28 protein-coding genes are annotated in these 25,149 nt (G+C 66.7%); 9 read left to right on the top strand and 19 right to left on the bottom strand.

From position 1 onward, the window contains the following. Positions 1–3: 3 nt before the first annotated feature. Both ASG43_RS05240 and ASG43_RS05235 read left to right on the top strand, forming a co-directional pair. A complete protein-coding gene (locus ASG43_RS05240) occupies positions 4–441 on the top strand; it encodes a biopolymer transporter ExbD (RefSeq protein WP_056501340.1) in 438 nt (145 codons plus the stop codon). Between the two features lie 42 nt (positions 442–483). Continuing rightward, on the top strand, positions 484–894 hold the full coding sequence (locus ASG43_RS05235; RefSeq protein ID WP_056501338.1) for a biopolymer transporter ExbD: 411 nt from the start codon (positions 484–486) through the stop codon (positions 892–894). A gap of 136 nt (positions 895–1,030) precedes the next feature. Here the strand turns inward: ASG43_RS05235 and ASG43_RS05230 are convergent, their stop codons facing one another. Further along, on the bottom strand, positions 1,031–1,978 hold the full coding sequence (locus ASG43_RS05230) for a hypothetical protein (RefSeq protein WP_156386482.1): 948 nt from the start codon (positions 1,976–1,978) through the stop codon (positions 1,031–1,033). Between ASG43_RS05230 and ASG43_RS05225 the strand changes: the two genes are divergently transcribed. The 6 genes from ASG43_RS05225 (at position 1,977) to ASG43_RS22555 (ending at position 5,354) form a co-directional block, all read left to right on the top strand. Further along, positions 1,977–2,762: a hypothetical protein gene (locus ASG43_RS05225; protein WP_056501333.1), complete on the top strand. Its 786-nt coding sequence runs from the start codon at positions 1,977–1,979 to the stop codon at positions 2,760–2,762. The two genes, ASG43_RS05230 and ASG43_RS05225, sit on opposite strands and share 2 nt — an antisense overlap. 67 nt (positions 2,763–2,829) lie before the next feature. Then, the gene (locus ASG43_RS05220; RefSeq protein ID WP_056501330.1) at positions 2,830–3,330 is read left to right on the top strand and encodes an OmpA family protein; all 501 of its coding nucleotides are present in this window, start codon (positions 2,830–2,832) and stop codon (positions 3,328–3,330) included. A gap of 85 nt (positions 3,331–3,415) precedes the next feature. Then, positions 3,416–3,682 (top strand): hypothetical protein, encoded by a 267-nt coding sequence (locus ASG43_RS05215; RefSeq protein WP_056501326.1) that lies wholly within the window; start codon positions 3,416–3,418, stop codon positions 3,680–3,682. A gap of 279 nt (positions 3,683–3,961) precedes the next feature. Further along, complete coding sequence (locus tag ASG43_RS05210; protein ID WP_082490656.1) at positions 3,962–4,483, top strand: NUDIX hydrolase; 522 nt, start codon at positions 3,962–3,964, stop codon at positions 4,481–4,483. 105 nt (positions 4,484–4,588) lie between these two features. Beyond that, a complete protein-coding gene (locus ASG43_RS05205; RefSeq protein WP_056501324.1) occupies positions 4,589–4,852 on the top strand; it encodes a hypothetical protein in 264 nt (87 codons plus the stop codon). Positions 4,853–5,195: 343 nt separating this feature from the next. Then, positions 5,196–5,354 (top strand): hypothetical protein, encoded by a 159-nt coding sequence (locus ASG43_RS22555; RefSeq protein WP_156386480.1) that lies wholly within the window; start codon positions 5,196–5,198, stop codon positions 5,352–5,354. Positions 5,355–5,701: 347 nt separating this feature from the next. Here ASG43_RS22555 and ugpC read toward each other — a convergent pair whose 3' ends face one another. The 7 genes from ugpC to ASG43_RS05170 form a co-directional block, all read right to left on the bottom strand. After that, the gene (gene ugpC / locus ASG43_RS05200) at positions 5,702–6,796 is read right to left on the bottom strand and encodes a sn-glycerol-3-phosphate ABC transporter ATP-binding protein UgpC (RefSeq protein ID WP_056501320.1); all 1,095 of its coding nucleotides are present in this window, start codon (positions 6,794–6,796) and stop codon (positions 5,702–5,704) included. Positions 6,797–6,845: 49 nt separating this feature from the next. Next, positions 6,846–8,540 carry an alpha-glucosidase family protein gene (locus ASG43_RS05195; protein ID WP_056501319.1) on the bottom strand — a complete coding sequence of 565 codons (1,695 nt, stop codon included), beginning with the start codon at positions 8,538–8,540 and terminating at the stop codon, positions 6,846–6,848. Between the two features lie 2 nt (positions 8,541–8,542). After that, positions 8,543–9,385: a carbohydrate ABC transporter permease gene (locus tag ASG43_RS05190; protein ID WP_056501315.1), complete on the bottom strand. Its 843-nt coding sequence runs from the start codon at positions 9,383–9,385 to the stop codon at positions 8,543–8,545. Between the two features lies 1 nt (position 9,386). After that, positions 9,387–10,259: a sugar ABC transporter permease gene (locus ASG43_RS05185; protein ID WP_244487994.1), complete on the bottom strand. Its 873-nt coding sequence runs from the start codon at positions 10,257–10,259 to the stop codon at positions 9,387–9,389. 239 nt (positions 10,260–10,498) lie between these two features. Further along, positions 10,499–11,758, bottom strand: coding sequence for an ABC transporter substrate-binding protein (locus ASG43_RS05180; protein WP_056501313.1), 1,260 nt, complete (start codon positions 11,756–11,758; stop codon positions 10,499–10,501). A 242-nt stretch (positions 11,759–12,000) separates the two neighbouring features. Beyond that, the gene (locus ASG43_RS05175) at positions 12,001–13,059 is read right to left on the bottom strand and encodes a Gfo/Idh/MocA family oxidoreductase (RefSeq protein WP_056501310.1); all 1,059 of its coding nucleotides are present in this window, start codon (positions 13,057–13,059) and stop codon (positions 12,001–12,003) included. Continuing rightward, a complete protein-coding gene (locus tag ASG43_RS05170; protein WP_056501309.1) occupies positions 13,056–13,841 on the bottom strand; it encodes a ThuA domain-containing protein in 786 nt (261 codons plus the stop codon). The genes ASG43_RS05175 and ASG43_RS05170 overlap by 4 nt, the downstream gene beginning before the upstream one ends. 318 nt (positions 13,842–14,159) lie before the next feature. On the opposite strand from ASG43_RS05170, the gene ASG43_RS05165 reads away from it, so the two are divergent. Next, positions 14,160–15,197 (top strand): substrate-binding domain-containing protein, encoded by a 1,038-nt coding sequence (locus tag ASG43_RS05165; protein ID WP_056501306.1) that lies wholly within the window; start codon positions 14,160–14,162, stop codon positions 15,195–15,197. Positions 15,198–15,506: 309 nt separating this feature from the next. Here ASG43_RS05165 and ASG43_RS23225 read toward each other — a convergent pair whose 3' ends face one another. The 11 genes from ASG43_RS23225 to ASG43_RS05115 form a co-directional block, all read right to left on the bottom strand. Beyond that, entirely contained in the window at positions 15,507–15,662 is a 156-nt protein-coding gene (locus tag ASG43_RS23225; protein ID WP_200939473.1) for a hypothetical protein, read from the bottom strand. Between the two features lie 99 nt (positions 15,663–15,761). Further along, positions 15,762–16,079, bottom strand: coding sequence for a cell division topological specificity factor MinE (minE, locus tag ASG43_RS05160; protein WP_056501303.1), 318 nt, complete (start codon positions 16,077–16,079; stop codon positions 15,762–15,764). Beyond that, positions 16,076–16,891 carry a septum site-determining protein MinD gene (minD, locus tag ASG43_RS05155; protein ID WP_056501301.1) on the bottom strand — a complete coding sequence of 272 codons (816 nt, stop codon included), beginning with the start codon at positions 16,889–16,891 and terminating at the stop codon, positions 16,076–16,078. Before minD ends, minE begins: the two co-directional genes overlap by 4 nt. A 26-nt stretch (positions 16,892–16,917) precedes the next feature. Then, the gene (gene minC / locus ASG43_RS05150) at positions 16,918–17,682 is read right to left on the bottom strand and encodes a septum site-determining protein MinC (RefSeq protein ID WP_056501296.1); all 765 of its coding nucleotides are present in this window, start codon (positions 17,680–17,682) and stop codon (positions 16,918–16,920) included. A gap of 316 nt (positions 17,683–17,998) precedes the next feature. After that, positions 17,999–18,451, bottom strand: a complete 453-nt coding sequence (locus ASG43_RS05145) for a GTP pyrophosphokinase (RefSeq protein WP_200939472.1) — start codon at positions 18,449–18,451, stop codon at positions 17,999–18,001. Between the two features lie 96 nt (positions 18,452–18,547). Beyond that, positions 18,548–18,784: a hypothetical protein gene (locus ASG43_RS05140; protein ID WP_156386479.1), complete on the bottom strand. Its 237-nt coding sequence runs from the start codon at positions 18,782–18,784 to the stop codon at positions 18,548–18,550. Positions 18,785–18,902: 118 nt separating this feature from the next. Continuing rightward, positions 18,903–20,366, bottom strand: a complete 1,464-nt coding sequence (locus tag ASG43_RS05135; protein ID WP_056501291.1) for a sorbosone dehydrogenase family protein — start codon at positions 20,364–20,366, stop codon at positions 18,903–18,905. Beyond that, positions 20,359–20,814, bottom strand: coding sequence for a DUF2231 domain-containing protein (locus tag ASG43_RS05130; RefSeq protein WP_056501286.1), 456 nt, complete (start codon positions 20,812–20,814; stop codon positions 20,359–20,361). Before ASG43_RS05130 ends, ASG43_RS05135 begins: the two co-directional genes overlap by 8 nt. A 158-nt stretch (positions 20,815–20,972) precedes the next feature. Beyond that, the gene (locus ASG43_RS05125) at positions 20,973–23,258 is read right to left on the bottom strand and encodes a molybdopterin cofactor-binding domain-containing protein (RefSeq protein ID WP_056501283.1); all 2,286 of its coding nucleotides are present in this window, start codon (positions 23,256–23,258) and stop codon (positions 20,973–20,975) included. Next, positions 23,258–23,749 (bottom strand): (2Fe-2S)-binding protein, encoded by a 492-nt coding sequence (locus tag ASG43_RS05120; protein WP_056501279.1) that lies wholly within the window; start codon positions 23,747–23,749, stop codon positions 23,258–23,260. The genes ASG43_RS05125 and ASG43_RS05120 overlap by 1 nt, the downstream gene beginning before the upstream one ends. Next, positions 23,743–25,146 carry a cytochrome c gene (locus ASG43_RS05115; RefSeq protein ID WP_056501277.1) on the bottom strand — a complete coding sequence of 468 codons (1,404 nt, stop codon included), beginning with the start codon at positions 25,144–25,146 and terminating at the stop codon, positions 23,743–23,745. The genes ASG43_RS05120 and ASG43_RS05115 overlap by 7 nt, the downstream gene beginning before the upstream one ends. Positions 25,147–25,149 lie beyond the last annotated feature (3 nt).

The raw sequence follows: 25,149 nt of genomic DNA, 5'->3' as shown, positions 1-25,149 counted from the left end.
GTCATGTCCGTTCCGGAGCGTGACGGTTTTCATCTCAAACCACGGCGGCGGCTTCGTCGCCCCATGGTGCTGACGCCGCTCGTCGACATCGTGTTTCTCCTCCTCACGTTCTTCATGCTGTCGTCTCAGTTGGCGCCCTTTTCGACGCTGGCCTTCCAGGACGGCGCATCCCCTCCGTCTCTGACGTCGTCCGCCTCTGCCGTCGCGAGCGACGCCCGTTTCGAAACCCTTCTCTCGGTCGGTGCGGGACGCCTCAGATTGAACGGTCAGGACGTCACCGGAGCCGAACTCCGGGACAGGCTACGGGCGGAGATCGCATCCGGTGCGACGCGCCTGACCCTCCTCGCGTCGCAGGATGCGACCGTCCAGGATTTCGTCTCGGCGCTCGAAGTCGCAAAACAATCGGCTTTTCCATCCATCACCGTCGCGAACATGCGATGACGGGACGTTGCACATGATCGCACGCCAGACGATCGGTTGCCGATGATACTGCGGGCCAGGACCTCTCCGCCGACGCTTGATTTCGCGGTTCCCGCCATCAACATCGTGTTCCTGCTCCTGCTGTTCTTCATCACGAACGGCAGCCAGGTGAACCGGGCCGAACTCTCCGTTACGCCGCCTACTGTGGAGACCCTTCCCGGCGATCGTCTGCCGAGGCCGCTTCTCGCGGTGGCGACCGACGGCAGCCTTCATCTCGATGGCGTCCTTGTTCTTGAGCCGGATCTCGTCTCGGCCCTGTCGAAGGGCGGCGCCGCCGCATCGGATCTCAACATCCTCGCGGAGCGCACGATGCCGGCTCGCGATCTGCTGGCTCTGATGGCCCGGCTTCGCGTTCAGACCGGTCGATCGATGACGCTCGTGACGCGCCGCGAGGAGGCGAGGCAGACGCCGTGATGACGAAGGCCGTTTCATTCGCAGCGTCGCAGGATCGCCTCTGGCGAACGGCGGCCTATGCGATCGCGACGTTGATCCACGTGCCGCTGATCGTCGCGGCTCATCAGTTCGGGGCGTCCCTGGCCGAAGCGCCGCTTCAAGACAGCGTCATCACGTTGATCGATGCTCCCGTCCTGGATCGAACGTCGATCGTTCCGGCGGCGGCAGCGGCGACGGCTTCGACGGTGGACGAAACATCGTCGGCCACGCGCGCCGTGACGATCCCAGCCAAGGTCGCCATCGAAGAGGCCGCTGTGCCGGTCGTGACCGAGGTCGGAAGGGCCGAGGCCGCCATCGTCGATCCCGCCCGCAGCGCAGCGCTCGTCGCCTCGACCGACGCGGCTTCGGCGCGGACGGCCCCTGTGACCGTGCCGGCGCCTGTGCCTGTACCCGCGCTTTCGCCCGTGCCGGCAGCGGCAGCAACGGACGTCGGGACGCCGGTCGGTGGTTCCGCGTCGGCGGCAACGGTCGGGGCCGCGCCGGCATCGGCCATCTCGCCGTCTTCGCCTGAGCGCCGACCCGCGGTCGCAGCGGCAACCGTGCCCTCGGAGCCGGTTGACCCGGCGTCTCCAGCCGCCGAACCGGCAACCGCCGTGTCAACGGCCAGTTCGGTCGTCGCCAATCCGGCACCGACGCGGACGATCGTGTCGGCGGCCGCGACGCCGCTTTCTCGAACGACCACGCTCGATCGCGGCGCTCCCGCAGTCTCGGCGACGCCCGCAACGGCAAACCGGCCCGCCGTGACGCTTGCACCGGCATCCGCCGCGCCTGCGCCGGCATCGTCGCCGACCGTCTCCGTCGCCGCCGCCGCTGTCCGCGCGGTCGCCACCCCCGCCCGTTCCGCCTCGTCCACCGCGCCGGAGGCCGCATCGGTGAGAGAAGCCGGTCGCGAGGGCGAGGCTCTGGTTTCCGCAATTGCGACCGTTCCCGCCGCGCGTCCGTTGCGGCCGCGGATCAGCGTTCCCGTTCCGACGGCAGCCGCCGCCTCTTCCCCTTCCGAGCAAAGCGTCTCCGCCGCGACCGGAGCGACGCGTGCGCCCAACATGTCCTATCCCGCAGCCGTGTCGGGAGATCCGGTGACGGCGACGGCGACGACCCCCATCGTCGCCGTGCCCCGTCGCACCGTATCGACGACGCCTGACACCGCGAACGTCGCCTCCGGTGGGTCCGACGCCGAAATCCACGCGGGCGATCGCTCCGCCATCACCCGCTTCGTGCGCGGTTATGACGGCGGCGGATGCTTTGCGGCCCTGCCCGGCGGGCCGACTGCCAGCGAAGCGTCGCTGTCGGGTTTTTCCCGGGACGAAACGGCGCTCGGGCAGTTCAATGAGGCGCTCGGCCGAAGCACCGGAGCTCGCGCGGCCGGCCGGCAGGTTTCGCAGGCCCAGTGTTCCGCCCTCGCCTTCGCGCGATCCCAGGCGGCTTACCCGGACTTCGCGGTCCGGCTTGCGGTCTCTCCCGACCGCATCCCCAGCGGAGGAACCATCCGCGGAATCGTCAGCGGCACTGCGGACCAACCCGTGACGCTGCTGATCCTCGATGACGAAGGCCGGATCCAGGACGCGAGCTTTCTCCTGTCGGGATCCGAGGACGGCACGCGTTCCTTCGAAACGCCGTTGAGCCTCACCGGTGATCCCGTGCCGACGGTTCAGCTCTTCGTCGTCCTAGCCGGGGGTGACGGCATTGCGGCCCTTCGACCGCCGGTTCCGGTCGAGGCGCGCCGCTATTTCCAGGAGATCGCGCGCCGGGCCGACGAAAGAGGGATCTCGATCGACGTCGCCATCGCGGCTTTCACGGTCGACCGGAATGAGAAAGGTTCGGCGCCTTGAATTGGCCGATCGGTTCTCGCATAGGCTGGATTCAACGGCGATGTCGCCGACAGGAAGGGAACATCGGATGCGGATCGCGGCCGCGACATCGGCGATGCTCTTGCTGGGTGTGAGCAGTGGCGCAGCCGGCGGCCCGCCGAACCTTGCCGCGACGACGCTCCTTCGGGCGGCCATCGGCGGCGGCCTCTGCATCGGCGCATCGAGCGCGTGCTTGGAGCAACTGACGGCGCCGGAAGGCTTCGATCTTCTCGTCGCCTTCGACCTGGATTCCGCGACGCTCACGCCGCAATCCCGCGAGAGCCTCAAGGCCTTCGCCAGGACGCTGGCCGACGAGCGGCTGGCGACGGCAAGCTTCGTCGTGGAGGGCCACAGCGATGCGAGGGGAGATGCGACCTACAACCAGGCGCTCTCGGAACGTCGTGCCGAGGCGGTCCGGACCTTTCTGCTGGAATGCGGCGTCTCGCCGGACCAACTGGGCGTCGCGGGGTTCGGGGAGCGCGATCCGCGCATGGCCGATCCGCGAGACCCGGCCAATCGCCGCGTCGAGATGCGCATCCGCATTCGCTGAATCAAGGCGTTCCCTCGTCTCCGGAACGGTCTGAAGCAAGCTTCGCCTGCGAACGGTGGCGTCCACGCTCTAGGAGACACCCGACATGGTTCGCGAAGACACCTTCGTCACCACCAGCTTCCGCACGATCGGCTACGCCGGCGCAGGCCTCTTCTCGCTCGCGCCTCCCGCCTTCATCTACGAAATGTACCTCATCTTCTATACGACCGCCGTCGAGGAAAATCCGTCCATCGGCCTCTTCGCCGCCCTGACGCTCGTCCTCTCCTTCGCGAGCATTCCGATGATGATTGTCGGCCGACGCCAGCGCCATTCGGCCTCCGCCACGCTCGATCGGGCACCCGGCGCCCTCTGACCCAAGATCTCGAGGCAGCTGGACCCTCCGCACGGTCCGGCTGCACGCGGCGCAGGCCCTCGGCCGCGTCGCCGCCGGGCCTTGCGACACGGGCTCCGAAGACGATCCGTCGGCCGACGAAGGATCCGCGACCGCGTTCGGGGAAGGCCTGCGTCATTCGACGTATGGATTGAATCGGGGTTCGCGATCTCCATATGAATTGCTTGGGACACGCCTTGATCCGGCACGCGGTGTCGCATTGAAAACAGCCTGTCGCTCCTCTCTCGCCCACCGTCGTTCATGGCCTCCAAACGTCCGAAAACTCAGTTCGCAGCGCTTCCCTTCCGGGAAACGGATGCGAAGGATGCCGAAATCCTGCTGATCACGTCGCGGGATACCGGGCGCTGGGTGATTCCCAAGGGTTGGCCCATGAAGGGCAAGAAGCCGCACGAGGCGGCGGCACAGGAGGCTTGGGAAGAGGCGGGCGTTCTCGGACGCGTCGCCAAAAAGAGTCTCGGTCACTACGATTACGACAAGGCCGGTGCGGATCGACTGACCTTCGTTCGATGCCGCGTCGAGGTGTTTCCCCTGCGGGTCGAGGCCGTCGATTCCGCTTGGCCCGAATACGGCCAGCGTCGCAGACGTTGGTTCCGGGCGGAGGAAGCGGCGACCCTTGTTCTCGAGAAGGAATTGTCGGACATCCTCTCAGGCTTCGATCGCCGGCATAAGCGGGCGCGGGCAAAGGCCGAAAGCGCTGAGATCGGTGCGGAGATCGGCAAGCTGATCGTACCGGCGAACGCCCGGGAAGCGTCGGAGGGCTGACGCACTTTCTCGGTTCGACGGAGCCGAGACACTGGCAATCGTTTCGTCCTGCCTAGATAGTGGCGCGAAGCCGGTTGTCGGCTGACGAAGAAGAGGACTGCCGCCATGCTCGCCGAAGCCGAGAAAGACCGGATCGCCAACGAGATCGGGAACCTCTTCGAGGGCCTCAGCCTGGACGATGTCGCCCAGATCCTGACGATCCAGCTGGCCATGCTGGCGGCGCAGGGCGCCGACAATCTCGACGAAGCCGTCGAATTCCTGGACGAGATCCGCGACGACGCCGCCGAAGTGCTGCAATCGATCGATTTCGAAGCGTCCGACGACGAGGACGAGGACGACGACGAGACGCCGAAACCAACCGTCGCCTGATCCCACAGGACGCATTCGCCTCCAACGAAGGCCGCCACCTCGGCGGCCTTTTTCATGCGGTGCGGAAACGGGTTTCGATCGATGGAGCCCGATCCGCGGCGCCCTGATCGAGGATTGCCGTCGCTGCGCCCCAGGCGGCGGACAGGCCCAAAGCCGATATCCGCCACCCCTCGCCTTCCCGCAAAAACCTCCGCCGAGCTTGCATGGCTAAGCTTAGGTGGCCTCTTTCTTGCGTCGAAACAAAACGCGCGATGGTCTGTTTCCAAGACGAACCCTCGACGGCCCAGAGGATACGGCGGCCGCATCCTGAAGGGCGAAGTCGAAGCGAGGCGGAGACGGAAGCATGGCGCGCGAAGACCGTCACAGATCTTCCGGTTGGGTGATCGGTATCATTGCCGTCATTGTCGCGATACTGCTTCTCGGCCTCTTTACCGAAGGGTTCGGTCTCTACGGCACGGAGATCGCGCCCGGAACGACGACGCCGCCGAACGCGCCCGGCTGAGAGCGGTTCTTCGCGAGATCGCTCCGCGCCGGGACACCTCGGCCAGGGCGACCATCACCCGATCTCGAGCGGCGTCGGCAAGGACGCCCTGCATCCGGTTGCGACGGGCTCGAACTCTCGGGGCCGTGGTGGCGGGACGATCGTGAATGGCCGAATGCTTCCGCCTAATCGGCGCACGCCATGATGCCGGCGCTGCCGTCTCGAGGTCGAGGCGTCGGGAGCGGTCGCAGCGGTTCCGCGAGCTGAGGCAAAGGCCCTCGGACGTGAACCGAAAAGCCCTGCCGCCGGCGTCCGTCGTCAAGCACGATGCACGGATCCGGCGGCGGGGCGTCCCGAGCGGCCTTCCCTCAGGCCGCCGCGTTGCGGCTCTCGCGACGAAGGGCGCGGCCGCCCTCGTCGAAGAAGCGCAGCGACTGCGGGTCTGCGCGAAGATGGATCGCCGAACCGCGCGGCAGCTCGACGCTCCCGGCAACCTTGGCGACGAGCGGCTCGCCCTTCCGGCCGAGATCGACATAGATCAGTGTTACCTCGCCGAGCGCTTCGGTCAGCGTGACCGTTCCGGTGAGGAACCCCTCCCCGGCCGGCGCGATCGACAGGTCCTCCGGACGGACGCCGACATGAAGAGCGCCCACCACGCCGTCGGGCGCCGGAATCGGGACGGCGCCGGCACCATGCTCCAGAATGACGGCCCGGCCCGAGGCGCGACCGCTGAGGATGTTCATGGCTGGCGAGCCGATGAACTGGGCGACGAACAGATTGTCCGGATCGCGATAGAGTTCGAGCGGCGTTCCCACCTGCTCCACGCGTCCCCGGTTGAGGACGACGATCCGATCGGCCAATGTCATCGCCTCCACCTGGTCGTGCGTGACGTAGATCATCGTCGTTCCGTGCATTCTCTCATGCAGGCGGGCGATCTCGATCCGGGTCTGGACCCGAAGGGCCGCATCGAGATTGGAAAGCGGTTCGTCGAACAGGAAGACCTTGGGATCGCGCGTGATGGCACGGCCGATGGCGACGCGCTGTCGCTGACCGCCCGAAAGGGCCTTCGGAAGGCGGTCGAGATAGGGTTCGATCTGCAGGACGCCGGCCGCGTGCCGCACCCTTTTGTCGATTTCCTCCTTCGACGTTCCCTTTTCCAGCGACAGACCGAAGGCCATGTTCTCGTAGACGGTCATGTGGGGATAGAGGGCGTAGGACTGGAACACCATGGCGATCCCGCGCTCCTTGGGCGTGCGGTGGTTCACGACGTCCCCGTCGATCGACAGCGTGCCCCCCGTGATCTCCTCGAGACCCGCGATGACGCGAAGCAAGGTGGACTTGCCGCAACCGGACGGTCCGACGAAAACGACGAATTCGCCCGACTGGATGTCGAGATCGATGCCGTGCAGCACCTTCACCGCGCCGTAGGTCTTCTGGACGCCGCTGAGCTTCAGATTTGCCATGTCGTCTCCTCCCTGACCCGCTCTTTGCGCGATCGATGTCGTGTGTGGCTCATGCGTCGCCGAGCTGCGCGAAGGCAGCCCCGTGTCGCGCGAGCCGGAATTGACCGGGACCGGACGAGGCCGCGCCCAGATGCCCTGCGGCATTCAGCAGTGTCGCCGCCGCGAACTCGCCCGCGAGCTCGACGACCCGAGCCTCGCCCGACAGGTTGAAGAGACAGAGGATGCGCTCGTCCTCGTGGCGGCGTTCGAAGGCGAGCAGTCCCGCGCCGAGATCGAGGAAATCGAGATCGCCCTTGCGCAAGGCCGGATGCGCCGTTCGACAGGCGAGCAGGCTGCGGTAGGTTTCGAGCAACGAGCCCTGTTGCCCCGCCTGCCGGTCGACGGCGGCCTCGAGATGATCCGCCGGCACGGGCAGCCAGGGTTTGGACGCCGCGGAGAAGCCGCCGTTCCGGCTCTCGGCCTCCCAGACCATCGGCGTCCGGCATCCGTCCCGGCCCTTGATCGTCGGCCAGAAGCGCTTGCCCCAGGGGTCTGCAATGTCTTCGAAGGCGATCTCCGCCTCGCTCTGCCCGATCTCCTCGCCCTGGTAGAGACAGACCGAGCCGCGCAGCGACAGCAGGATGGCGGCGGCGAGCTTCAGGATGGCGTCCCGGTCGGGATGTCCGTCGGCCCAGCGTGTGGCGTGGCGCACCACGTCGTGATTGGAGAAGGCCCAGCACGCCCAACCGTCCGCGGCCGTTTCCGAGAAGCGCTCGATCACCGGCCGGATGTCGTCGATCTCCGGCAGCCGCGTGTTCAGGAAGTCGAAGGCATAGCACATGTGCAGCCGGTCCCGGCCGCTCGTATACTCGCCCATCAGTTCGACGCCCCGGATCAACTCGCCCACTTCGCCGACGGCCGTGCGCCCCTCGTAGGCGTCGAGCAGCGCGCGGAAGCGGCGCAGAAAGTCGAGGTTTTCAGGGCGGTTCTTGTCGTAGAGATGATCCTGGCGATGGTAGATCTGCGAGCGCGGCGCCATGCGCTCGTTCCAGAATTCGGGGGCGAGCGGCGGATTGTCCCTGAGCTCCGCGTCGTGAAAGTAGAAGTTCACCGTGTCGAGCCGGAACCCGTCGACACCCCGGTCGAGCCAGAAGCGAACGACGTCCAGCATGGCGTCCTGAACCTCGGGATGGTGGAAGTTGAGGTCGGGCTGCGAGATCAGGAAGTTGTGGAGATAGTACTGCTGGCGTCCGGCATCCCATTCCCAGGCCGAGCCGCCGAAATTCGACATCCAGTTCGTCGGCGGCGTGCCGTCGTCCTTGGCGTCCGCCCAGACGTACCAGTCCGCGCGCGGGTTCGTTCGGTCGGTCCGGCTCTCGGCGAACCAGGGATGACGGTCGGAGGAATGGGACAGGACGAGGTCGATCATGACCTTCAGCCCGAGACGATGCGCCTCGGCGACCAGCGCATCGAAATCGCCGAGCGTGCCGAAGATCGGGTCGACGTCCCGGTAGTCGGAGACGTCGTAGCCGAAATCGTCCATGGGCGAGGTCATGAACGGCGAGATCCAGACGGCATCGACGCCGAGGTCCGCCAGATGCGGCAGACGCTGCGTGATGCCCGGAAGATCGCCGATCCCGTCCCCGTTGGAATCCTGGAACGAGCGGGGATAGACCTGGTAGATCACCGCGCCCCGCCACCAGTCGTCGGGTGCGGGAGCCGGGTTCACGGTCGAGGCCGTCGTTTCGCGCGCGGGATCGAGCATGGTCAGCCTTTCACGCCGCCGGCGGTCAGGCCGGAGATGATCTTGCGTTGGAAGATGAGGACGAGAACGATCAGCGGCACGGTGACGATGACGGAAGCCGCCATCAGCGTGCCCCAGGGCGTTTCCTGCTCCGAGGCACCGGAGAGGAGCGCGATGGCGACCGGCACCGTGCGCGTGTCGTTGTTGGCGACGAAGGTCAGCGCGAAGAGAAACTCGTTCCAGGCCGCGATGAAGGCGAGCAGCCCCGTCGTCACCAGCGCCGGCCACATCAACGGCAGGAAGACCCGGCGGATGATCGTGAAGGGCGAGGCGCCGTCCACGATGGCGGCCTCCTCGATTTCCAGCGGCAGGTCCCGCATGAAGGTCGTCAGCACCCAGACGGTGAAGGGCAGCGTGAAGATCATGTAGGAGAAGATCAGCGCGAAGAGGGTGTTGTAGATGCCCATCGCGCGGATCATCTCGAAGAGCCCGGCGAGCACCGCGATCTGGGGAAACATCGAAACCGCGAGAATGGTCATCAGCAGCAAGCCGCGCCCGCGGAAGCTCACGCGCGACAGGGCGAAGGCCGCGGTCACCGCGAGAAAGAGCGAAATGAAGACCACGGAGATCGCGACGATCACCGAGTTGAGGATGTTGCGCAGGAACGTGCCGGACTGGAACACGCCGCTATAGTTGGCGAGCGAGAAGGACCGTGGAAGATAATCGATCCGGAAGAGGTCCGTCCCCGATTTGAAGCTGGTCAGGATCGCGTAGTAGAACGGGAAGATCGAGAAGAGGACGATCGCGGTCACGAGAGCGTAGAAGCCGATCGTGCCGGCGGTGCGTTTCAGCGTACGGCCGTCCATCTCAGCGCCCTCCTTCCAGGTTCAGCCGCGCGAGCTTGATGTAGACGAGCGTGATCATCGCGATCACCAGGAAGAGCATGGTCGAGGCGGCCGATCCCTGCGCGAAATTGTCGAACTGGAAGAGGTTCTCCTGCGCGTAGACGCTCATGGTCTTGGTGTCCCCGTTGTTCGGGGTCAGGACGTAGATGAGGTCGAAGACGCGAAGTGCATCCAGGGCGCGGAAGATGACCGCGACGAGGATCGCGGGCCGGATCAGCGGCAGCGTCACCTTGAAGAACACCTTCACGGGGTGGACGCCGTCGATCTTGGCGGCCTCGTAGACGTCGCCCGGCACCATCTGCAGGCCGGCGAGGATCAGGAGCGCCATGAAGGGCGTCGTCTTCCAGACATCGACGATCACCACCGCGATCATCGCCGTGTCGGGCGAGGCCGTCCAGGCGATCGGCGCGGAGAGAAGGCCGACGGTCATCAGCATGTCGTTGAGGATGCCGAACTGGTCGTTCATCATCCAGGCCCACATCTTGGCCGAGACGATCGTTGGAATCGCCCAGGGAATGAGAACCGCGGCCCGCACGAAGGCGCGTCCCTTGAAGTTCGCGTTGAGCACGAGGGCGAAGATCATCCCGAGCACGGTTTCGATCGAGACCGAGATCGCAGTGTAGGTGACGGTGTTCCAGACCGCCTGCCACCAGACGGGGTCGACGAGCAGGCCGAAGGCTTCGCCCTCCCCGCCGCCATAGTCCACCCACTCGTAATAGTTCTGGAAACCGACGAAGCTGGCGCCTTCGAGATCGCTGAGCTTGGCGTCCGTGAAGGAGAAGCGGATCGTCTGAAGGAGCGGCCAGGCCGCGACGAGCGCGAGGACGACCAGCATCGGGGCGAGAAAGATCCAGGCGGCCCGGCGTCGCTGGCTCGTCAGGGCCGACCGTTTCGGCGTCGTCGCATCCGGTTCGAAGGAGGATTTCGTCGGCGGCACGCCGAGCGCTGTCTGGGTCATCTCGAACGCCCTCGAACGGGGTAAAGACCTCTCCGGCCGCAGGACGCGGCCGGAGCGCGACACGTCGCGACGCCGCCCGCCGGGACCTTGTCAGGTCCGGCGGGCGGCGGGCGCTCTCACCACTCGCTGCGCTTCAGGCGGCGCAGCTGCTTCTCCAAGGCGTCGAGATTGGTCGCGCCGTCGCCCTGGCCCGCCAATGTCTTGTTCACCGCCGTCCAGAACTGCTGCGAGACTTCGTTGTACTTGGTCTTCGTCGGCGCCGAGGGTCGCGGCGTCGCATTCTCGAAGACCGTCTTCCACTTGGCCACCAGCGGCTGCTTCTCCTTCACCTCGGGATCGTCGTAGACCGAGGCGATGGTCGGCAGCCGCGCCGTGCCGAGCGCGCGCTGCTTCTGCGACTCGGCCGAGACGAGAAACTTCACGAGATCGACGGCGGCCTGGGGATGCTCGGAGAACTTCGAGACCGCGAGGTTCCAGCCACCGAGACAGGCCGCGGACTGACCGCTTTCGCCCGCCGGCAGCGGCACCGCGTCGAACTTGCCCTTGATTGGCGAATCGTCGCCGTTGCCGAGCGGGAAGGCATAGGGCCAGTTGCGCATGAAGACGGCATTGCCGGTCTGCCAGACGCCGCGGGCCTCCTCTTCCATGTAACCGGTGACGCCGGCCGGTGCGATCGTGCCGACCCAGCCATGCGCCATGTCCAGCGCGGCGGCGGCCTTCGGATTGTTGATCGTCACGTCGCCCTCGGGTGAAACGATCTGCCCGCCGCCGTTCGAGGCGACCCATTCCAGCGCGTCGCAGGTCAGTCCCTCGTAGGCCGCGCCCTGAAAGACGAAGCCGTTCATCTGCGGGTTGCCGGCCTCGCGTTCCTTGTCCTGGATCTCCTTGGCGGTCGCGGTCAGCTCGGCCCAGGTGGCGGGAACCGTCTTGCCGTACTTCTCCAGGAGATCCTTGCGGTAGTAGAGCGCCGGCGCATCTGCGAAGAGCGGCATGGCGACGAGCTTGCCGTCCACCGTCTGGGAGGCGATCACGGAGGCGGAATGCTCGCCCACCACGTCCTTCATCGCATCCGTGAGATCGAGGAGGTTCGATGCCAGTTGCGGCGCCCAGATCACGTCGGTCCGGTAGACGTCGACATCCTTGTTGCCCGCCGAGAGCCAGAGCCGATACTGGCCGAACTGATCCGTCGTCGAGGCCGGCATCGTGACGATCTCGACCTTGTGTCCGCTCGCGGCCTGGAAGGCGTCGAGCTGGGACCGCAACTCCTCGATGTCCTTGCCGATCGAGCCCGCGACAATCGAGATCTCGTCCGCTTTGGCGGTCGTGGCGGACAGCATGGTCCCCGCGACGAGGACGCCCATCAATGCTTTCAACATGAAATTCCTCCCGAAAAAATTCGTTTGTCACTCGATCGGGCACCCGATCGAGAGCGTCTGCCATGCGGATCCGGCTCCGAAAAACTGGTCCGTTTCCGCTCTGTCGCCGGCGGAATTCCCACCAGCATGGCTCACTCGAAAGCCGAGGAAAAGAACCCCGCCCTCCTCCGGCGGTGCACACCGGAGTTGTGATGCAGCGAGGCGGCCGTTGAACATCGGCCCGGCGCCCCGGATGATCGACCTCAGGCCGCGTCGAGCATCCGTCCTTCCCGATCGGACACGAAGCAGAGATCGAGCAGCTTCTGGATCGTCGCCGCATGCCGGAAATCCGGTTGACCGTTCTCTCCCGTCACGAGCGCCCTGGCGAAGCGGTGCTCGTTGCGCGGCGTGACGGGGCAGTCCAGCCGGCGCCAGGTCGCGGTATCGATGTCCTCGCCCATGCAGGCTTCGAGGCGGGACTCCATCTGGTTCGCCCAGATGCGCAGCGCGCCGGTCTCGCCGTAGATCGTGAGGTTCAGGTCGTTGAGACTGCCCGTCGCATAGCGGCTCATATGGATGACCCCGAGCGCGCCGTTCGACATCTCGACGGTCATGGCGACGCTGTCGTTGACGTCCATCTTATAGGCGCCGATCGACCCGCCCTCGGCCTTGTCGTAGGTCTTCATCCGCGCCTGCAGGGCGGCGATGTCGAGACCGGTGCCGAAGGTGACGAAGTCGAGGATGTGGATGCCGATGTCGCCGAGGACGCCTTTCGAACCGTGTTCGGACGACAGGCGCCAGAGCCAGCGCTCGTCGGTGCGCCAGTCGCCCCAGTGCTTGCCGGTGAGCCAGCTTTGAAGGTAGCTCGCCTCGATATGCCGGATCGTTCCGATCCGACCCTCGTCAATCATCAGACGCGCCATCTGCAGCGCATGCGCGTTGCGGTAGGTGAGATTGACCATGTTGACGAGACCGGCCGCCTCCGCCGCCTCGGTCATCGCGAGCGCGTCGTCGAAATTCACCGCCAGCGGCTTTTCGCAGAAAACGGGCTTCTTCGCCGTGATCAGCTTCAGCGTCGTCGGCTTGTGAACGGGATCGGGCGTCGCGTTGACGGCCGCGTCGAACGCGCCCCAGGCCAACGCATCATCGAGACTTGCGAACGCATGCGGGATGCCGAACTCGGTCGCGAAGGCGCGTGCCTTCTCGATGTTCGTGTCCACCGCGGCGACGACGCTGCACTGAGGAATGGTCTTGAAGTGTTCGGCATGGCGCGGCGCGATGCCGCCCGTGCCGAGGATCATGATCCGCTGGGGACCGCTCATCGGTAACCCGCCTCCCCGGCCTTGTGCAGCGACGGACCCTTCTTCTCCAGCTTTTCGCGAGCCTCGGAGATCGGCACGTTCGGTGCCTTGGCGACATCCTTCCAGGGAGCCGCGGGATTGTAGGCCCAACGCACGGCGTTGCGCAGGACGGTTTGAATGTCGGGCTGATGATAGATCGGATACGTCTCGTGGCCCGGCTCGAAATAGAAGATCCGGCCCGCTCCCCGCTGGTACGTCAGCCCCGACCGGAACACCTCGCCGCCCTCGAACCAGGACACGAACACGGTCTCCAGCGGCTCGGGCACCAGGAAGGGCTCGCCGTACATTTCCGAATTCGGGATCTCGATCGCCTTCTCGATCCCTTGCGTGATCGGATGCGAGGGATTGATGACCCAGAGACGCTCCCGCTCGCCCGCCTCGCGCCAGCGCAGGGAGCAGGGCGTTCCCATCATCCGCTTGAAGATCTTCGAGAAGTGCCCCGAATGCAGGATGATGAGGCCCATGCCCTCGTTCACGCGCTGCTGGACTCGGTCGACGATCTCGTCGGAGACGGCGCCATGCGCCTTGTGCCCCCACCAGAGAAGCACGTCCGTCTCGTCGAGTCGCGACTGCGGCAGCCCGTGCTCGGGTTGATCCAAGGTCGCGGTCGAGACGGAGATGGTCTCGTCATTCGCCAGCGCCGCGGCGATCGTGTTGTGAATGCCGTCGGGATACACGCTCTGAACCACGGCGTTTTCCTGCTCGTGGACGAACTCGTTCCAGACGACGGTCCGGATGCTCATGCCTTGACCTTCCAACATGCCGTGCGGTCGCGGCGGTGAAGAGCTTCGACGCAGACGAGAAAGCACCGATCTCGCCTGAACGAGCCCGCGCTTCGCGACATCCGCATGCCATCCTCCCGGCGACCGCCTCCTCCCACAGTGCGGTGCAGCACCTTGAACCTCTCTCAAAGCGCTTTGACTGAAGATTGAAGCGCTTTGGTTCCTGTGTCAATGTCGGTTTTGCGCGATCGGATCCGCTGCTGTCACGTTCGCCCTCTCGGGCCTTCGCAAACACGCTCTTGGCCCATCGCGTCGGCATTTCGCCGGGGAAGGACGACGTTGACCAGCCTGAAGGCGCTTGCTGCGCATCTCAAGCTTTCGCAGACGACCGTGAGTCGCGCCTTGAACGGATATCCCGAGGTCGGCGCGAAGACGCGACGCCGCGTGCTGGAAGCAGCCGAGCGGCTGGATTATCGGCCGAACCCGGTCGCGCAGGGACTGGCGACCGGTCGTGCCAATGCGATCGGAATTCTCTTTTCGATCGAAAGCAACATGCTGGAGAGTCCGATCGTCGCCGATCTTCTCACCGGCATCAGCGAGACGGCGGCCGAACGCGGGCTCGCGATCCATCTCAATCCGATCCGCGCGGGAGAAGAGGTCGCCGCCTGCGAACGGATCGTGCGGAGCGGCGCGGTGGATGCGCTCGTGCTCCTGTCGCCGATCCTCGACGATCCCGAGACGAGCGTGCTGGCCGAGATCGACTTTCCCGTCGTGGCGCACGGACGACCGATCTTCGGGCAGACCGTCGCCTCGCTGAGCGTCGATAATGTCGGCGCGTTTCGGAAAGGGGCCGCTTATCTCGCAGCCCTCGGCCATCACCGGATCGCGCTGCTGAACGGCGAGGAAAACCGCGCCTATGGCCGCGACCGGCGCGACGGTTTCCTCATGGCCCTCGCCGCGGCAGGTCTGGACTGCGACGAGCGTCTGATGACCTGCGGCCAGCAGACCTACCTCCGCGGCTACGCCGCCGCCGAAGCGATGCTGGCCTTGCCCGAACGGCCGACGGCCTTCCTCTGCTCGTCGGTGCTGCTGGCCACCGGAGCCTCGCGCGCCATCGCCGAGGCCGGCCTGCGCATTCCGGAGGACGTCTCCCTGATCGCTCATGACGACGCGGTTGCGGCATTGCCCTCCGACATGGCCTTCGCCGGTCTCACGGTCCTGCGCTCACCCGTGCGCGCAGCCGGGCGGCGGATCGGGGAAATGGCGATCGAGCGTGCCCGCGGCACGCCGGCGAACGAGCTCGTCGAGGTCTGGGACGTGCCTCTCGTCGAGGGCGGCTCGACGGCGCCGGCGCCGGTTGAAGCCTCGATGTCTTAGGCCGGACCCGGACGATGCCGGGACGCGGTGCCACTCGGATCGACTGGCACCGCGTCGATGAAGCCGGTGCCGTGCAGGAGACGCATCGGGTTGGAGGGCCGGATGGCGGGACCCCACGGTGATCCTCGACGCTCGCCGGGGTGGCGACTTCGCGCCGCGACGGCGTTCGGCGGCGCTGGAAAGGGTCGCCCCGTCGTCGAAGACGTCTGCGCCTCGCCGACGACGGGCAGCATTCCCGATCGCGCCGGAAATGGAAACGGCGGCCGGGCCATCATGGCCCGGCCGCCGTTCGAGATGGAGCGGGTTCGCTCAATTGCCGCGGGCGGCCGCGGCCTCGCAGACTTCGACATGCTTGCGCAGGGCGTCGAGGCCCAGCATGGCGGTGATGCTCCTGACGTCGCGGCCCTTCAGCTGCGGCGCGTCCTGCACGTTCCCGAGACGCTTCAAAAGTTCGGCTCTGGTCATGCTCGTTCCTCTCGTGGGTTCAAGGCTCCTGCGGGCGTGGCCCGCGGTGGCAGCACCGGTCGCCTGTTCGGCGGGACCGGCGCCATGGACCGCCGCGCCTCAGGCGCGGCGGATTCGTCCGACCGGCGTGGTCCGGTCGATCGGGGCGGCCACGACAGGCTTCAGCGTCTGGGCGGGCAGTTCGATATCGACTTCGAGCGTCGAGACCGCGTCGCCGCGCTCCATCTTCACCTTCACGCGGTCGCGATCGATCGAGACGTGCTTGGTGATGACGGCGAGGATTTCCTCGCGCAGGACACCCACGAGATCGGCCTGTCCGATGGCGGCCCGCTCGTGGGCGAGCAGCACCTGAAGGCGCTCGCGCGCCGCCGGGGCGGTGTTGTTCTGCCGCTTGGTGAAGAAATCGAAGATCGTCATGCCGCCCTCCGACCGAAGAGACGCCCGAAGAGGCCACGGCGATCGTCGGGGATCGACATCGGGATGTCGGCGCCGTTGAGCCGGCGAGCGGCGTCCATGTAGGCGCGGGCGGGCGCGCTGTTCGGCTCGCCGAGCGTCACGGGCGTCCCGGTGTTGGAAGCGCGCAGGACGTCCATGCTTTCCGGGATGATTCCGAGAAGCGGGATCGACAGGATGTCGATGACGTCGTCGACCTTCAGCATGTCGCCGCGCTCCGCGCGGGCGGCGTCGTAGCGGGTGAGGAGAAGATACTTCTCGATCGCCTCTCCGCGCTCGGCGCGCAGCGTCTTGGCGTCGAGAATGCCGATGATGCGATCGGAATCGCGCACCGAGGAGACCTCCGGATTGGTCACGACGACGGCGACGTCGGCATGGCGCATCGCCAGCGTCGCGCCGCGCTCGATGCCGGCCGGGCTGTCGCAGATCACCCAGTCGAACCGCTCGCGCAGCTGCGCCATCACGCGATCGACGCCATCGATCGTCAGATTGTCCTTGTCGCGGGTCTGCGAAGCCGGCAGCAGCGACAACGTCTCGATCCGCTTGTCGCGGATCAGCGCCTGCGACAGGTTGGCGTCGCCCTGCACGACGTTGATGAGATCGTAGACGACGCGCCGCTCCGCCCCCATGACGAGGTCGAGATTGCGCAGGCCGACGTCGAAATCGACCACGACGACACTCTGCCCCGTCAGGGCCAGCGCGGCGCCGAGCGCCGCCGTCGTCGTGGTCTTGCCAACGCCACCCTTGCCGGATGTGACCACCATTACTGTCGACATTGAAGCGTTCCTGTTTCTGAGATGCGTCAGGCGAGCGCGACGGTCTTCAACCGGTCGCCGTCCAACCAGACCTGAACCGATTGGCCGTGCAGCTTCGGTTCGATGTCCTCGGCGGTCTTGTAGAGACCGTCGATCGCGATGAGTTCGGCCTCGAGCTTGCGGCAGAAGATGCGCGCATCGGCCTGCCCCGCCGACCCCGCGATCGCCCGGCCGCGCAGGCTGCCATAGACGTGAATGGACCCGCCGGCGATGATCTCGGCACCCGAGCCGACCGAGCCGAGAACCGTGACGTCGCCTTCGGGAAAGATGATGGACTGCCCGGAGCGGACGGGAGCGTCGATCAGAAGCGAGGACTTGGCGGGAACCGGCGCCGAAAGGACCGGCGCGGCCGACGACGCGGCATCGGCGGGCTGGGAGTCCGCTCCGGCAGCCTTGGAGCCCTCGCCGGCGACCAGCGCCTCCGGCTCGACCGCTCCGGCATCGCGCCCGCCGCGCATCACCGGCGGCATTCCCGGCCTGATCATGGAAGGCATGGCGCCCTCGATGCCCATGACCCTGACCCCGCGGGCCGCCAGAGCCTCCAGAAGCGTGGTGAGCCCGGCCGCGTCGAGCGCGAGTCCGTCCACGTCGAGCACGATCGGACGCCCGAGGAAGAAGCCCGTCGATCGGGCGGCGAGATCGTCCAGCGCGGCCAGCCAATCCCGGATCGGCAGCTCCGGCGAAAGCACCAGCGCGAGGAAGGATCGGCCTCGCAGGCGCACGGGTTTGGCGGTCGTGGGAGCGTCGGTCATCGTCACAGATTCTGGTTGCCGGGATCCGTTCGTCCCGTCCTTACTGAGACGTTAAGATGACGTCCGAGGCTGGAGCGAAACCTACGTCCGGCCCATATGCGCACGATGTGCGCGCATTCTTTCCACAGATCGGTGGAAGGTCCTGAAGGCTTCGCGAAGCCTCCGGTCGCACGGGCCGCGCTTGCCTCTCGCAACGGCTCAAGCGCGGCGAACGAACGCCTCGAAACTCGACGTCCGCCCCGGTCTTGGCGCGATGGCGCATACCCTCAGTTCGCGGAGAACCATCCGGATCGAGCCGAAGGCTCCTGTGGTTTCGTCAGGCGGGGGACGTCGTCAGGGGCCGCAACATCGCCGTCGCCTCGGCATATTTGGCGAGCCGCCGCTCGTCGGCTTCGCCGATCGACGTCAATCGTGTGCGATCGGAATTGTCGGCGAGGTCCGCGAGCTTCACCTGCCGGGCGATCGGATCGGCACCGGCACGACGCACGGACTCGAAATAGTCTTCGCCCTCGCGATGGGTCAGGGCGTCGACCGCGTCGACGACCTCGACGGGAAAGCCCTCCGAGCGCAGACGCTCGAGACTCCAGTCCGGACCGTCCTCGACGACATCGTGAAGCAAGGCCACAACCTTTGCGATCTCGCCGTCGACGGCGGCGGAGACCCGGCGGGGATGCGATATGTAGGGCGCACCGGCCTTGTCGACCTGACCATCATGCGCGGACGCGGCGATCTCATCGGCGCGCACCAGCATCTCCGCTGCCGTCATCATCTCCAGCCCATCCCATCAAAAACACTGAACTCGAGCGAAGACGGCTGATGTCTTAACGAAGAATCATCAACGTTCGTAACGGCTTGCGCAAATCCGTCAACGAACCGCTTCCGGCACCCATCCTTCGCTTCGGCATTGCGCGAGTTGCGAACGCTGCGCGTCATCGGCCCCACCCGGTTGCGGCGACTGGGCGATGGCCACGCATCGCTCGCGACGGTCGAGCACTTCGAGCTCCTCGTCGTATCGATGCGATCCGACATAGGTGATTGCCGCAAGCACCACCGCACCGAGCACGATGAGGCCGAAAACCACCCGCCGCAAGCTCCATTTCATCGACTGCGCTCCTGGTGGCCGCCGAAGCGGTCCTTTCTCTCGCCATCGGAGGCGTCGATCTCGATCGACCGGCGCCTCCGACCTTTCGTTTCTTTGAACGGTTCGGACAGCCTCGGTCTTACGGCGTTCCCGCCGAACCATTGCCTGCGGCGGCCATCGCGCTGGCCGGCGACGCGGCGGACGAGTCGGCCGACGCGGCGGTGACCGGGTCCGAGGCGATCGGCTGCGGCGTGACCGAGCCGTCGGACGCCGCAACGCGCCAGACAACGTTTCCGGCATCATCGGCCACGAGAAGCGCGCCCGTGCCGTCGAAGCCGACACCGACCGGGCGACCACGGGCGTCGTCGCCGTCGATGAAGCCGGTCAGGAAGTCTTCGGCCTTGCCATTCGGCTTGCCGTTTTCGAACGGCACGAAGACGACCTTGTAGCCGTTGAAGTGATCGCGGTTCCAGCTCCCGTGCTCGCCGATGAAAGCGCCGTTCGCATAGGGAGCCGGCAAGGCCGAGCCCTTCGAGAAGGCGAGCCCGAGGGCCGCGACATGGCTGGACAGGGCGTAGTCCGGCGCGATCGCCTTCTCGACCATGTCCGGCCGCGGCGGATGGACCCGTTCGTCGACATGCGAGCCGTAATAGCTCCAGGGCCAGCCGTAGAAGGCACCGTCCTTCACGGAGGTCATGTAATCCGGGACGAGATTGGGACCGAGCTCGTCGCGTTCGTTGATCACGGCCCAGAGTTCTCCCGTGTCCGGCTGGATCGTCAGACCGTTCGGATTGCGCAGTCCCGATGCATAGACTCGGCTGGCACCGGATTGACGGTCGATCTGCAGGATCGCGGCACGGTTCTTCTCGGCCTCGAGCCCGTTTTCCACGATGTTCGAGTTGGAGCCGACCGATGCGTAGAGGTAGCGCCCGTCAGGGCTCAGCGCGAGATCCTTCGTCCAGTGATGGTTGATCGGGCCGCCGGGCAGCGCCGTCAGCTCGCGCGGAGGCTCGGTGATGGCGGTCTGGCCGAGCTGGTAGGGATAGGCGAGGACCGCATCGGCGGCCGCGACGTAGAGCGTGTTGTCGACATAGGCGAGACCGAAGGGCGAGTTCAGCCCCTTCAGCAGATCGTGCCGCTCGTCGACCGTTCCGTCCCGGTTGGAATCGCGCAGCAGCGTGATGAGATTGCTCTCCTTGGGCTCGCCCCCGGTGTCGCCGTGGGCGATCGACATGATCCAGCCGCGGATGATGTCCTTCGGCCGCGATTTCGGCTCTCCCGAGGGTCCGCGCGACTGCACCACGAGCACGTCGCCGTTCGGCAGCGTATAGACCGTGCGGGGATTGACCAGGTCGCGGGCATAGGCCGTCACCGTCATGCCGGCCGGCGCGACGGGCATCTCGTCCGCGGACCAGCCGACGACCTCCGCCACTTTCAGGCTCGGAATGAGCGAAGGGCTGGGCTCGGGCAGCACCGGGTTCGGGCCGATCTGCGTCGCGGTGTCGAACGTGTCGCTGGAATCGCTGCAACCGGCGAGGCCGAGCGCGAGGAGGCAGCTGCCGGCGAGAGCGGCGCGGGACAGGGTGGAGAGACGATCAGTCATGGTAGGCCACTCCGGCATGGCTGCGGACCGCGACGGCGCGGCCGAGCCACGCGGTCACGAGCATCAGGAAAACGGTCGCGGCAGACAGCGCCAGACCCATGGGGACAACCGCCGTCCAGCCGTCGCCGGCATGGACGAGGCTGTTCACGAAGGCGAGCACGAGAACGAGAAGGCTCCCGATCGCGTGCGGCCAGGCCGGCGCGTCGCCTCCGATCGACAGGCGGAACGCCGCGTCGATGATGCCGGCCAGCGCGGCGATCCCGCCGAACACGAGGCCCGCGAAGAGGAGCCACGCGGAGAAGTTCTGCCACATCAGGTTCGACGTCTGCCAGAAGGCGATGTCGGTCAGAAGGGCCAGGGTGAAGCAGACGATGGGGAACGGCACGATCATCGCGTGGATGGGCATCCGCGCTCTCGGTGGCCTGGACGGCGTGTGCATGGCAGACATGAAAAGAGTCTCGTGGACGGTTCATCGGATTCGATTGTCGAACTACGGCCGCCAAGCCATTGCGTTCCATGCCGCTTCGACGATCCATGAAGTGACGGTCGACCGAACGGGAACGCCAGGTGCGGGTCAGCACCGTTTCGTCCGACGAAATCGACGGTTCAGGCCGCGCCTTCGGCCGCGGCCTTGATCCGTTCGCGGGTCAGTGGAAGGTCGCGGATCCGCCGTCCGATCGCATGGGCCACCGCATTGGCGAGCGCCGCGCCGCCGGGCCCCTGCCCGCATTCGCCCGCGCCCAGAAACGGTGTTCCCGGTCGCGGCACGATCTCGACATCCACCGTTTCGGGCAGCGCGTCGAACCGCAGGATCGGATAGGTCGACCAGTCGACGCTGGACACGCGCGTCCGGTCGAAGGTCACGCCCTCGTAGAGCGTCCAGCTCGCCGCCTGGACGATCCCGCCCTGGACCTGATTGGCGACGCCGTCGGGATTGACCACCTCGCCCGCATCCACCGCGGCGCAAGCCCTCAACATCCGCACGCGGCCGGTTTCAGGCTCGACCTTCACCTCCATCGCAACGGCGCAGAAGGCGGCCAGATTCTTGTAGCGCGCGAAGGCGAAGCCGACGCCATGCCCGCGGGGGAGAACCGCCTTCGCTTGCCAGCCGAAGCGCCGGGCCGCCGTCTCCACCACGGCCCTCGCCCGCTCGTCGGTCAGATGCCGGAGCCGATATTCGACCGGATCGGCGCCGGTGCGGCTCGCCAGCTCGTCCATGAAGCACTCGATCGAGAAGACGTTCATATAGGCGCCGAGACCGCGAAGCGCGGAAACGCGTAGCGGCATGTCCGGAATGAAGTGCCAGGTCACGCGCCGGTTGGGAAAGGCATAGAGCGGGTTGGAATTGCGATCGCCATTCCCCTCCGGCGTGATCTTCACCGCCGGCGCCTCCGGCCGGAACGGCTCCTCCAGATGCTGTGCCGGCAGCAGCGCGCCTGCGCCGCCGGGGCGCGAGTTGTGCGTGTTGCTCCAGAGCTCGTAGGTCCAGTCCGTCACCGAGCCCGAGCCGTCGAGCGCAGCCTTCACCTTGGTCACCATGCCCGGCGAGAAGGGCTCAAAGGCATGTTCCTGCTCGCGCATCCATTGAAGGCGGACCGGCCGCCCCGGCAGGGAACGCGCCAGCAGCGCGGCATCCGCCGCCGCATCGTCCGCTCCGTTGTGGCCGTAGCAGCCGGAGCCCTCGACATGAATGCAGCGGACGGCCTCGACCGGAACGCGCAGCATCTCGGCAATCGCCTTCTGGTCGGGATAGACACCCTGCGTGTGCGTCCAGACGGTCGTGACACCGCCTTCGAGGACCGCGAGAGCACAGGACGGGCCGATCGAGCCGTGAATCTGGTAGGGCCGTGTGAACGTCGCCTCGACCACCTCGCCGTTGCCGCTCCCGCCGAACTCGGGGGGCAGACCGCTCTCGGCGACCAGCGCGTCCTCGGTCGGTTGGCGCGTGAGGAACTCGGTCAGCTGGCCGGCGTCGGGCAGCGTCTCCCGCTCCTCCCACCGCGCGGCCGCCGACAGGGTCCACATCGCTTTGATCGCCCGCCATTCCTTGTCGGCGACGACGCCCAGGAAGTTTCCGTCCCGTACGACCTTGAGCACGCCCGGCATCGCCTCGACGGCCGCGAGATCTACCTCGACGAGGCGCGCGGCCGGACTCGGCGGACGTACGACGCGGCCATGGACCATGCCCTCCGGCCGCATGTCCTGCACATAGGCGGCCCCGCCGGTGACCTTGCCCGGAATGTCGATGCGCGCCCGCGGCCTGCCCATCTCGCGGAAATCCGCCGTCGCCTTGAGGCGAGAGGTCGGCTGGGCCAGGCCCTCGATCCGCTGCGCGGCCACAAGATCGGCATAGGTCGCCTGACGCCCGTCCCCCGCCGTCACGGTGCCCGCGGAAGCCCGAAGACCGTCGACGGCGATGCCCCAACGACGGGCTGCCTCGCCGATCAGGATCTCGCGAACCTGTGCCGCGACATGCCGAATGGCCGTGCCGCTGTCCTGCACGGAATGGCTGCCGGCGGTGAAACCTTCGTTGGGGGAGCGGCCCGTGTCCGGCCCGATCAGCGACAGGCGCTCGAACGGCATGTCGAGCTCCTCCGCCGCGATCTGGAGGAGCGCGGTCTTGATCCCCTGCCCGAGTTCCGCCTTTCCGGTGAAGATCGTCGCCCGTCCATCCGCTTCGATCCGGATCCAGGATTCCAGATCGGGCGTGGTCTTCAAGCTGCCCGGCAGGTCGGGTGCGGGTTCGGGCACGGCCTGGAAGTTCTGCGTCTCGTCGCCCGGTGACTGCACGGTTTGAGCGAACGTGTCGCGAAGCGAGAAGCCGAGCACCAGCGCCCCGGTTCCCAAAAGGACCGATCGGCGATTCAACGGAAAGGACGTCGCCCCGGTCATCAGCCGGTCCTCCCCGCCTCGGCAGCTCCGGCCGATTGCATCAGCGTCGCCGCGCGCCGGATCGCGGCGAGGATCCGCACATGCGTCCCGCAGCGACAAAGATTGGGCTCCATATGAGCGCGGATCTCGGCATCCGAGGCCCCGGGCCGGTTCTGCAGAAGCGCTTGCGCCCGCATCATCATGCCGGGGATGCAATAGCCGCATTGCGCGGCCTGCTCCTCGATGAAGGCTTGCTGCATCGGGCCTGGCGCCTCGATCGTGCCGAGACCCTCGACCGTCGTCACCGCGCGGTCCCCCATCAACAGGATCGGCGTCACGCAGGAAAACACGGCCTCGCCGTCCACGAGAACCGTGCAGGCGCCGCACTGGCCGAGGCCGCATCCATACTTGGCGCCGTGGAGCCCGAGCTCGTCCCGAAGGACGTAGAGCAGCGGCGTATCCGGCTCGACCTCGACCTCGACCGGACGTCCGTTGAGCGTGAAGGCTACCATCCTGTCTCTCGCTTCGAAGGGTTTGCGGGCGCATTCGAGGCGGTTCCGAGCGACCGGAGCTCGGTCTCCGTCCGGTTCGTGCGGATCTCCTCGACCAGCACCGCCGGGTCGCTCCAGGGAGGCTGGTCGCTGAACGTCGCGCGGAGATAGGCGAGGAGATCGACGACATCCTCGTTCCTCAGGGCCCCGGAAAAGCCCGGCATGATCGGTCCGCTCTCGCCCTCCGGAGCCGGCAAGCCGTAGAGGATGACGTTGATCGGATTGGCCGGTGTCGGGCCGTACATGGCGCTCGAATGATCGAGCCGGAGCCCGCCATAGGGCAGCGGCCGCCCGGCATCGTGGCAGCTCGAGCAGGCTGCGGCATAGATCGCTGCGCCGCGTTCGTTGGGTGGCGGCGAAGGCGGTGCCGTCTGGCTGCCCGCGGATGCCACGAGAACACCCGGCGCATGCGATGTCTCTTCCGCCAGGAGGTCCGCGCCGCGCCGCGTCCGCGCCGGATCAGGCTCGCCCATCGTGCTCGCGACATAGGTGGCGATGGCCCTCGATTCCGCTTCCGGCACCGCGCCGAGATTGGCGTTGACCGGCGCCATCGGGCCGCGGGCCACCCCGTGGCGCTGCTCCCAACCCTGCTTCAGGTAATGCGTCAGGCTGTCGACGGTCCACGGAATCGGCGCCGGCGATTGGGGGTTCAGGGCATAGGCCGTCCAGCCCTCCGCCTCTCCACCGGCGAAATGCGAATCTCTCTTCTCGGCTCCAAGGGCGTTGCGCGGCGTGTGGCAGGCCCCGCAATGTCCAAGCCCTTCCGCGAGATAGGCGCCTCGGTTCCACACCTCGTCCTTGTCGGCCGCGGCCTCATAGACGCCTTCGCGGAAGAACAGCAGCTTCCACCCCGCGACCGCCATGCGGATGTTCAGAGGAAAGGGCAGTGCGTTGGCCGGTGGCTCCGCGCGCACGGGCTTTCGGGTCATGAGATAGGCGTAGAGCGCCCGATTGTCCTCGTCGGTGACGAGGGTGAAATGATCGTAGGGAAAGGCGGGATAGAGATGCCGCCCCTCTCGATCGACGCCGCTGCGCATCGAGCGCCCGAAGGCCGCTTCGCTCCAGCGTCCGATCCCCGTGTCCGGATCGGGCGTGATGTTGGTCGAGTGAATCGTTCCAAACGGGGTCGGCAGTGCCAGTCCGCCGGCGAAGATCTCCCCGCCCGGCGCGGTGTGGCAGACATTGCAGTTTCCGATCGCGGCGAGATCGGCGCCGCGTCGAACGAGATCGGGATCGAAGCCGGCCGGCGCCGGGGGATCGATGGCCGCGATTGCCGGTTTCCAGGCATAGGCGAGGAAACCCAGAAGACCCAGACCCCCGACAAGGAGGAGCACGACGACAAGTCTGACGAATCTCATGCG

The sequence above is a fragment of the Aureimonas sp. Leaf454 genome, from assembly GCF_001424685.1.
Taxonomy (GTDB): Bacteria; Pseudomonadota; Alphaproteobacteria; order Rhizobiales; family Rhizobiaceae; genus Plantimonas.
Note: the sequence above shows the minus strand (reverse complement) of the source record. Positions and strands in the feature narration are given on the sequence as shown.

Excerpts from the sequence above, each read along its gene's own strand:
- ugpC (WP_056501320.1), bottom strand. The coding sequence starts at position 6,796 with ATGGCAAATCTGAAGCTCAGCGGCGTCCAGAAGACCTACGGCGCGGTG.
- ASG43_RS05170 (WP_056501309.1), bottom strand. The coding sequence starts at position 13,841 with ATGAGCATCCGGACCGTCGTCTGGAACGAGTTCGTCCACGAGCAGGAA.
- ASG43_RS05215 (WP_056501326.1), top strand. The coding sequence starts at position 3,416 with ATGGTTCGCGAAGACACCTTCGTCACCACCAGCTTCCGCACGATCGGC.
- minC (WP_056501296.1), bottom strand. The coding sequence starts at position 17,682 with ATGACCGACGCTCCCACGACCGCCAAACCCGTGCGCCTGCGAGGCCGA.
- ASG43_RS22555 (WP_156386480.1), top strand. The coding sequence starts at position 5,196 with ATGGCGCGCGAAGACCGTCACAGATCTTCCGGTTGGGTGATCGGTATC.
- ASG43_RS05220 (WP_056501330.1), top strand. The coding sequence starts at position 2,830 with ATGCGGATCGCGGCCGCGACATCGGCGATGCTCTTGCTGGGTGTGAGC.
- ASG43_RS05120 (WP_056501279.1), bottom strand. The coding sequence starts at position 23,749 with ATGGTAGCCTTCACGCTCAACGGACGTCCGGTCGAGGTCGAGGTCGAG.
- ASG43_RS23225 (WP_200939473.1), bottom strand. The coding sequence starts at position 15,662 with ATGACCAGAGCCGAACTTTTGAAGCGTCTCGGGAACGTGCAGGACGCG.
- ASG43_RS05235 (WP_056501338.1), top strand. The coding sequence starts at position 484 with ATGATACTGCGGGCCAGGACCTCTCCGCCGACGCTTGATTTCGCGGTT.
- ASG43_RS05180 (WP_056501313.1), bottom strand. The coding sequence starts at position 11,758 with ATGTTGAAAGCATTGATGGGCGTCCTCGTCGCGGGGACCATGCTGTCC.
- ASG43_RS05225 (WP_056501333.1), top strand. The coding sequence starts at position 1,977 with ATGTCCTATCCCGCAGCCGTGTCGGGAGATCCGGTGACGGCGACGGCG.
- ASG43_RS05230 (WP_156386482.1), bottom strand. The coding sequence starts at position 1,978 with ATGTTGGGCGCACGCGTCGCTCCGGTCGCGGCGGAGACGCTTTGCTCG.
- ASG43_RS05115 (WP_056501277.1), bottom strand. The coding sequence starts at position 25,146 with ATGAGATTCGTCAGACTTGTCGTCGTGCTCCTCCTTGTCGGGGGTCTG.
- ASG43_RS05145 (WP_200939472.1), bottom strand. The coding sequence starts at position 18,451 with ATGATGACGGCAGCGGAGATGCTGGTGCGCGCCGATGAGATCGCCGCG.
- ASG43_RS05185 (WP_244487994.1), bottom strand. The coding sequence starts at position 10,259 with ATGCTGGTCGTCCTCGCGCTCGTCGCGGCCTGGCCGCTCCTTCAGACG.
- ASG43_RS05190 (WP_056501315.1), bottom strand. The coding sequence starts at position 9,385 with ATGGACGGCCGTACGCTGAAACGCACCGCCGGCACGATCGGCTTCTAC.
- ASG43_RS05195 (WP_056501319.1), bottom strand. The coding sequence starts at position 8,540 with ATGCTCGATCCCGCGCGCGAAACGACGGCCTCGACCGTGAACCCGGCT.
- ASG43_RS05130 (WP_056501286.1), bottom strand. The coding sequence starts at position 20,814 with ATGTCTGCCATGCACACGCCGTCCAGGCCACCGAGAGCGCGGATGCCC.
- ASG43_RS05140 (WP_156386479.1), bottom strand. The coding sequence starts at position 18,784 with ATGAAATGGAGCTTGCGGCGGGTGGTTTTCGGCCTCATCGTGCTCGGT.
- ASG43_RS05175 (WP_056501310.1), bottom strand. The coding sequence starts at position 13,059 with ATGAGCGGTCCCCAGCGGATCATGATCCTCGGCACGGGCGGCATCGCG.
- ASG43_RS05240 (WP_056501340.1), top strand. The coding sequence starts at position 4 with ATGTCCGTTCCGGAGCGTGACGGTTTTCATCTCAAACCACGGCGGCGG.
- ASG43_RS05125 (WP_056501283.1), bottom strand. The coding sequence starts at position 23,258 with ATGACCGGGGCGACGTCCTTTCCGTTGAATCGCCGATCGGTCCTTTTG.
- ASG43_RS05210 (WP_082490656.1), top strand. The coding sequence starts at position 3,962 with ATGGCCTCCAAACGTCCGAAAACTCAGTTCGCAGCGCTTCCCTTCCGG.
- ASG43_RS05205 (WP_056501324.1), top strand. The coding sequence starts at position 4,589 with ATGCTCGCCGAAGCCGAGAAAGACCGGATCGCCAACGAGATCGGGAAC.
- minD (WP_056501301.1), bottom strand. The coding sequence starts at position 16,891 with ATGTCGACAGTAATGGTGGTCACATCCGGCAAGGGTGGCGTTGGCAAG.
- ASG43_RS05135 (WP_056501291.1), bottom strand. The coding sequence starts at position 20,366 with ATGACTGATCGTCTCTCCACCCTGTCCCGCGCCGCTCTCGCCGGCAGC.
- minE (WP_056501303.1), bottom strand. The coding sequence starts at position 16,079 with ATGACGATCTTCGATTTCTTCACCAAGCGGCAGAACAACACCGCCCCG.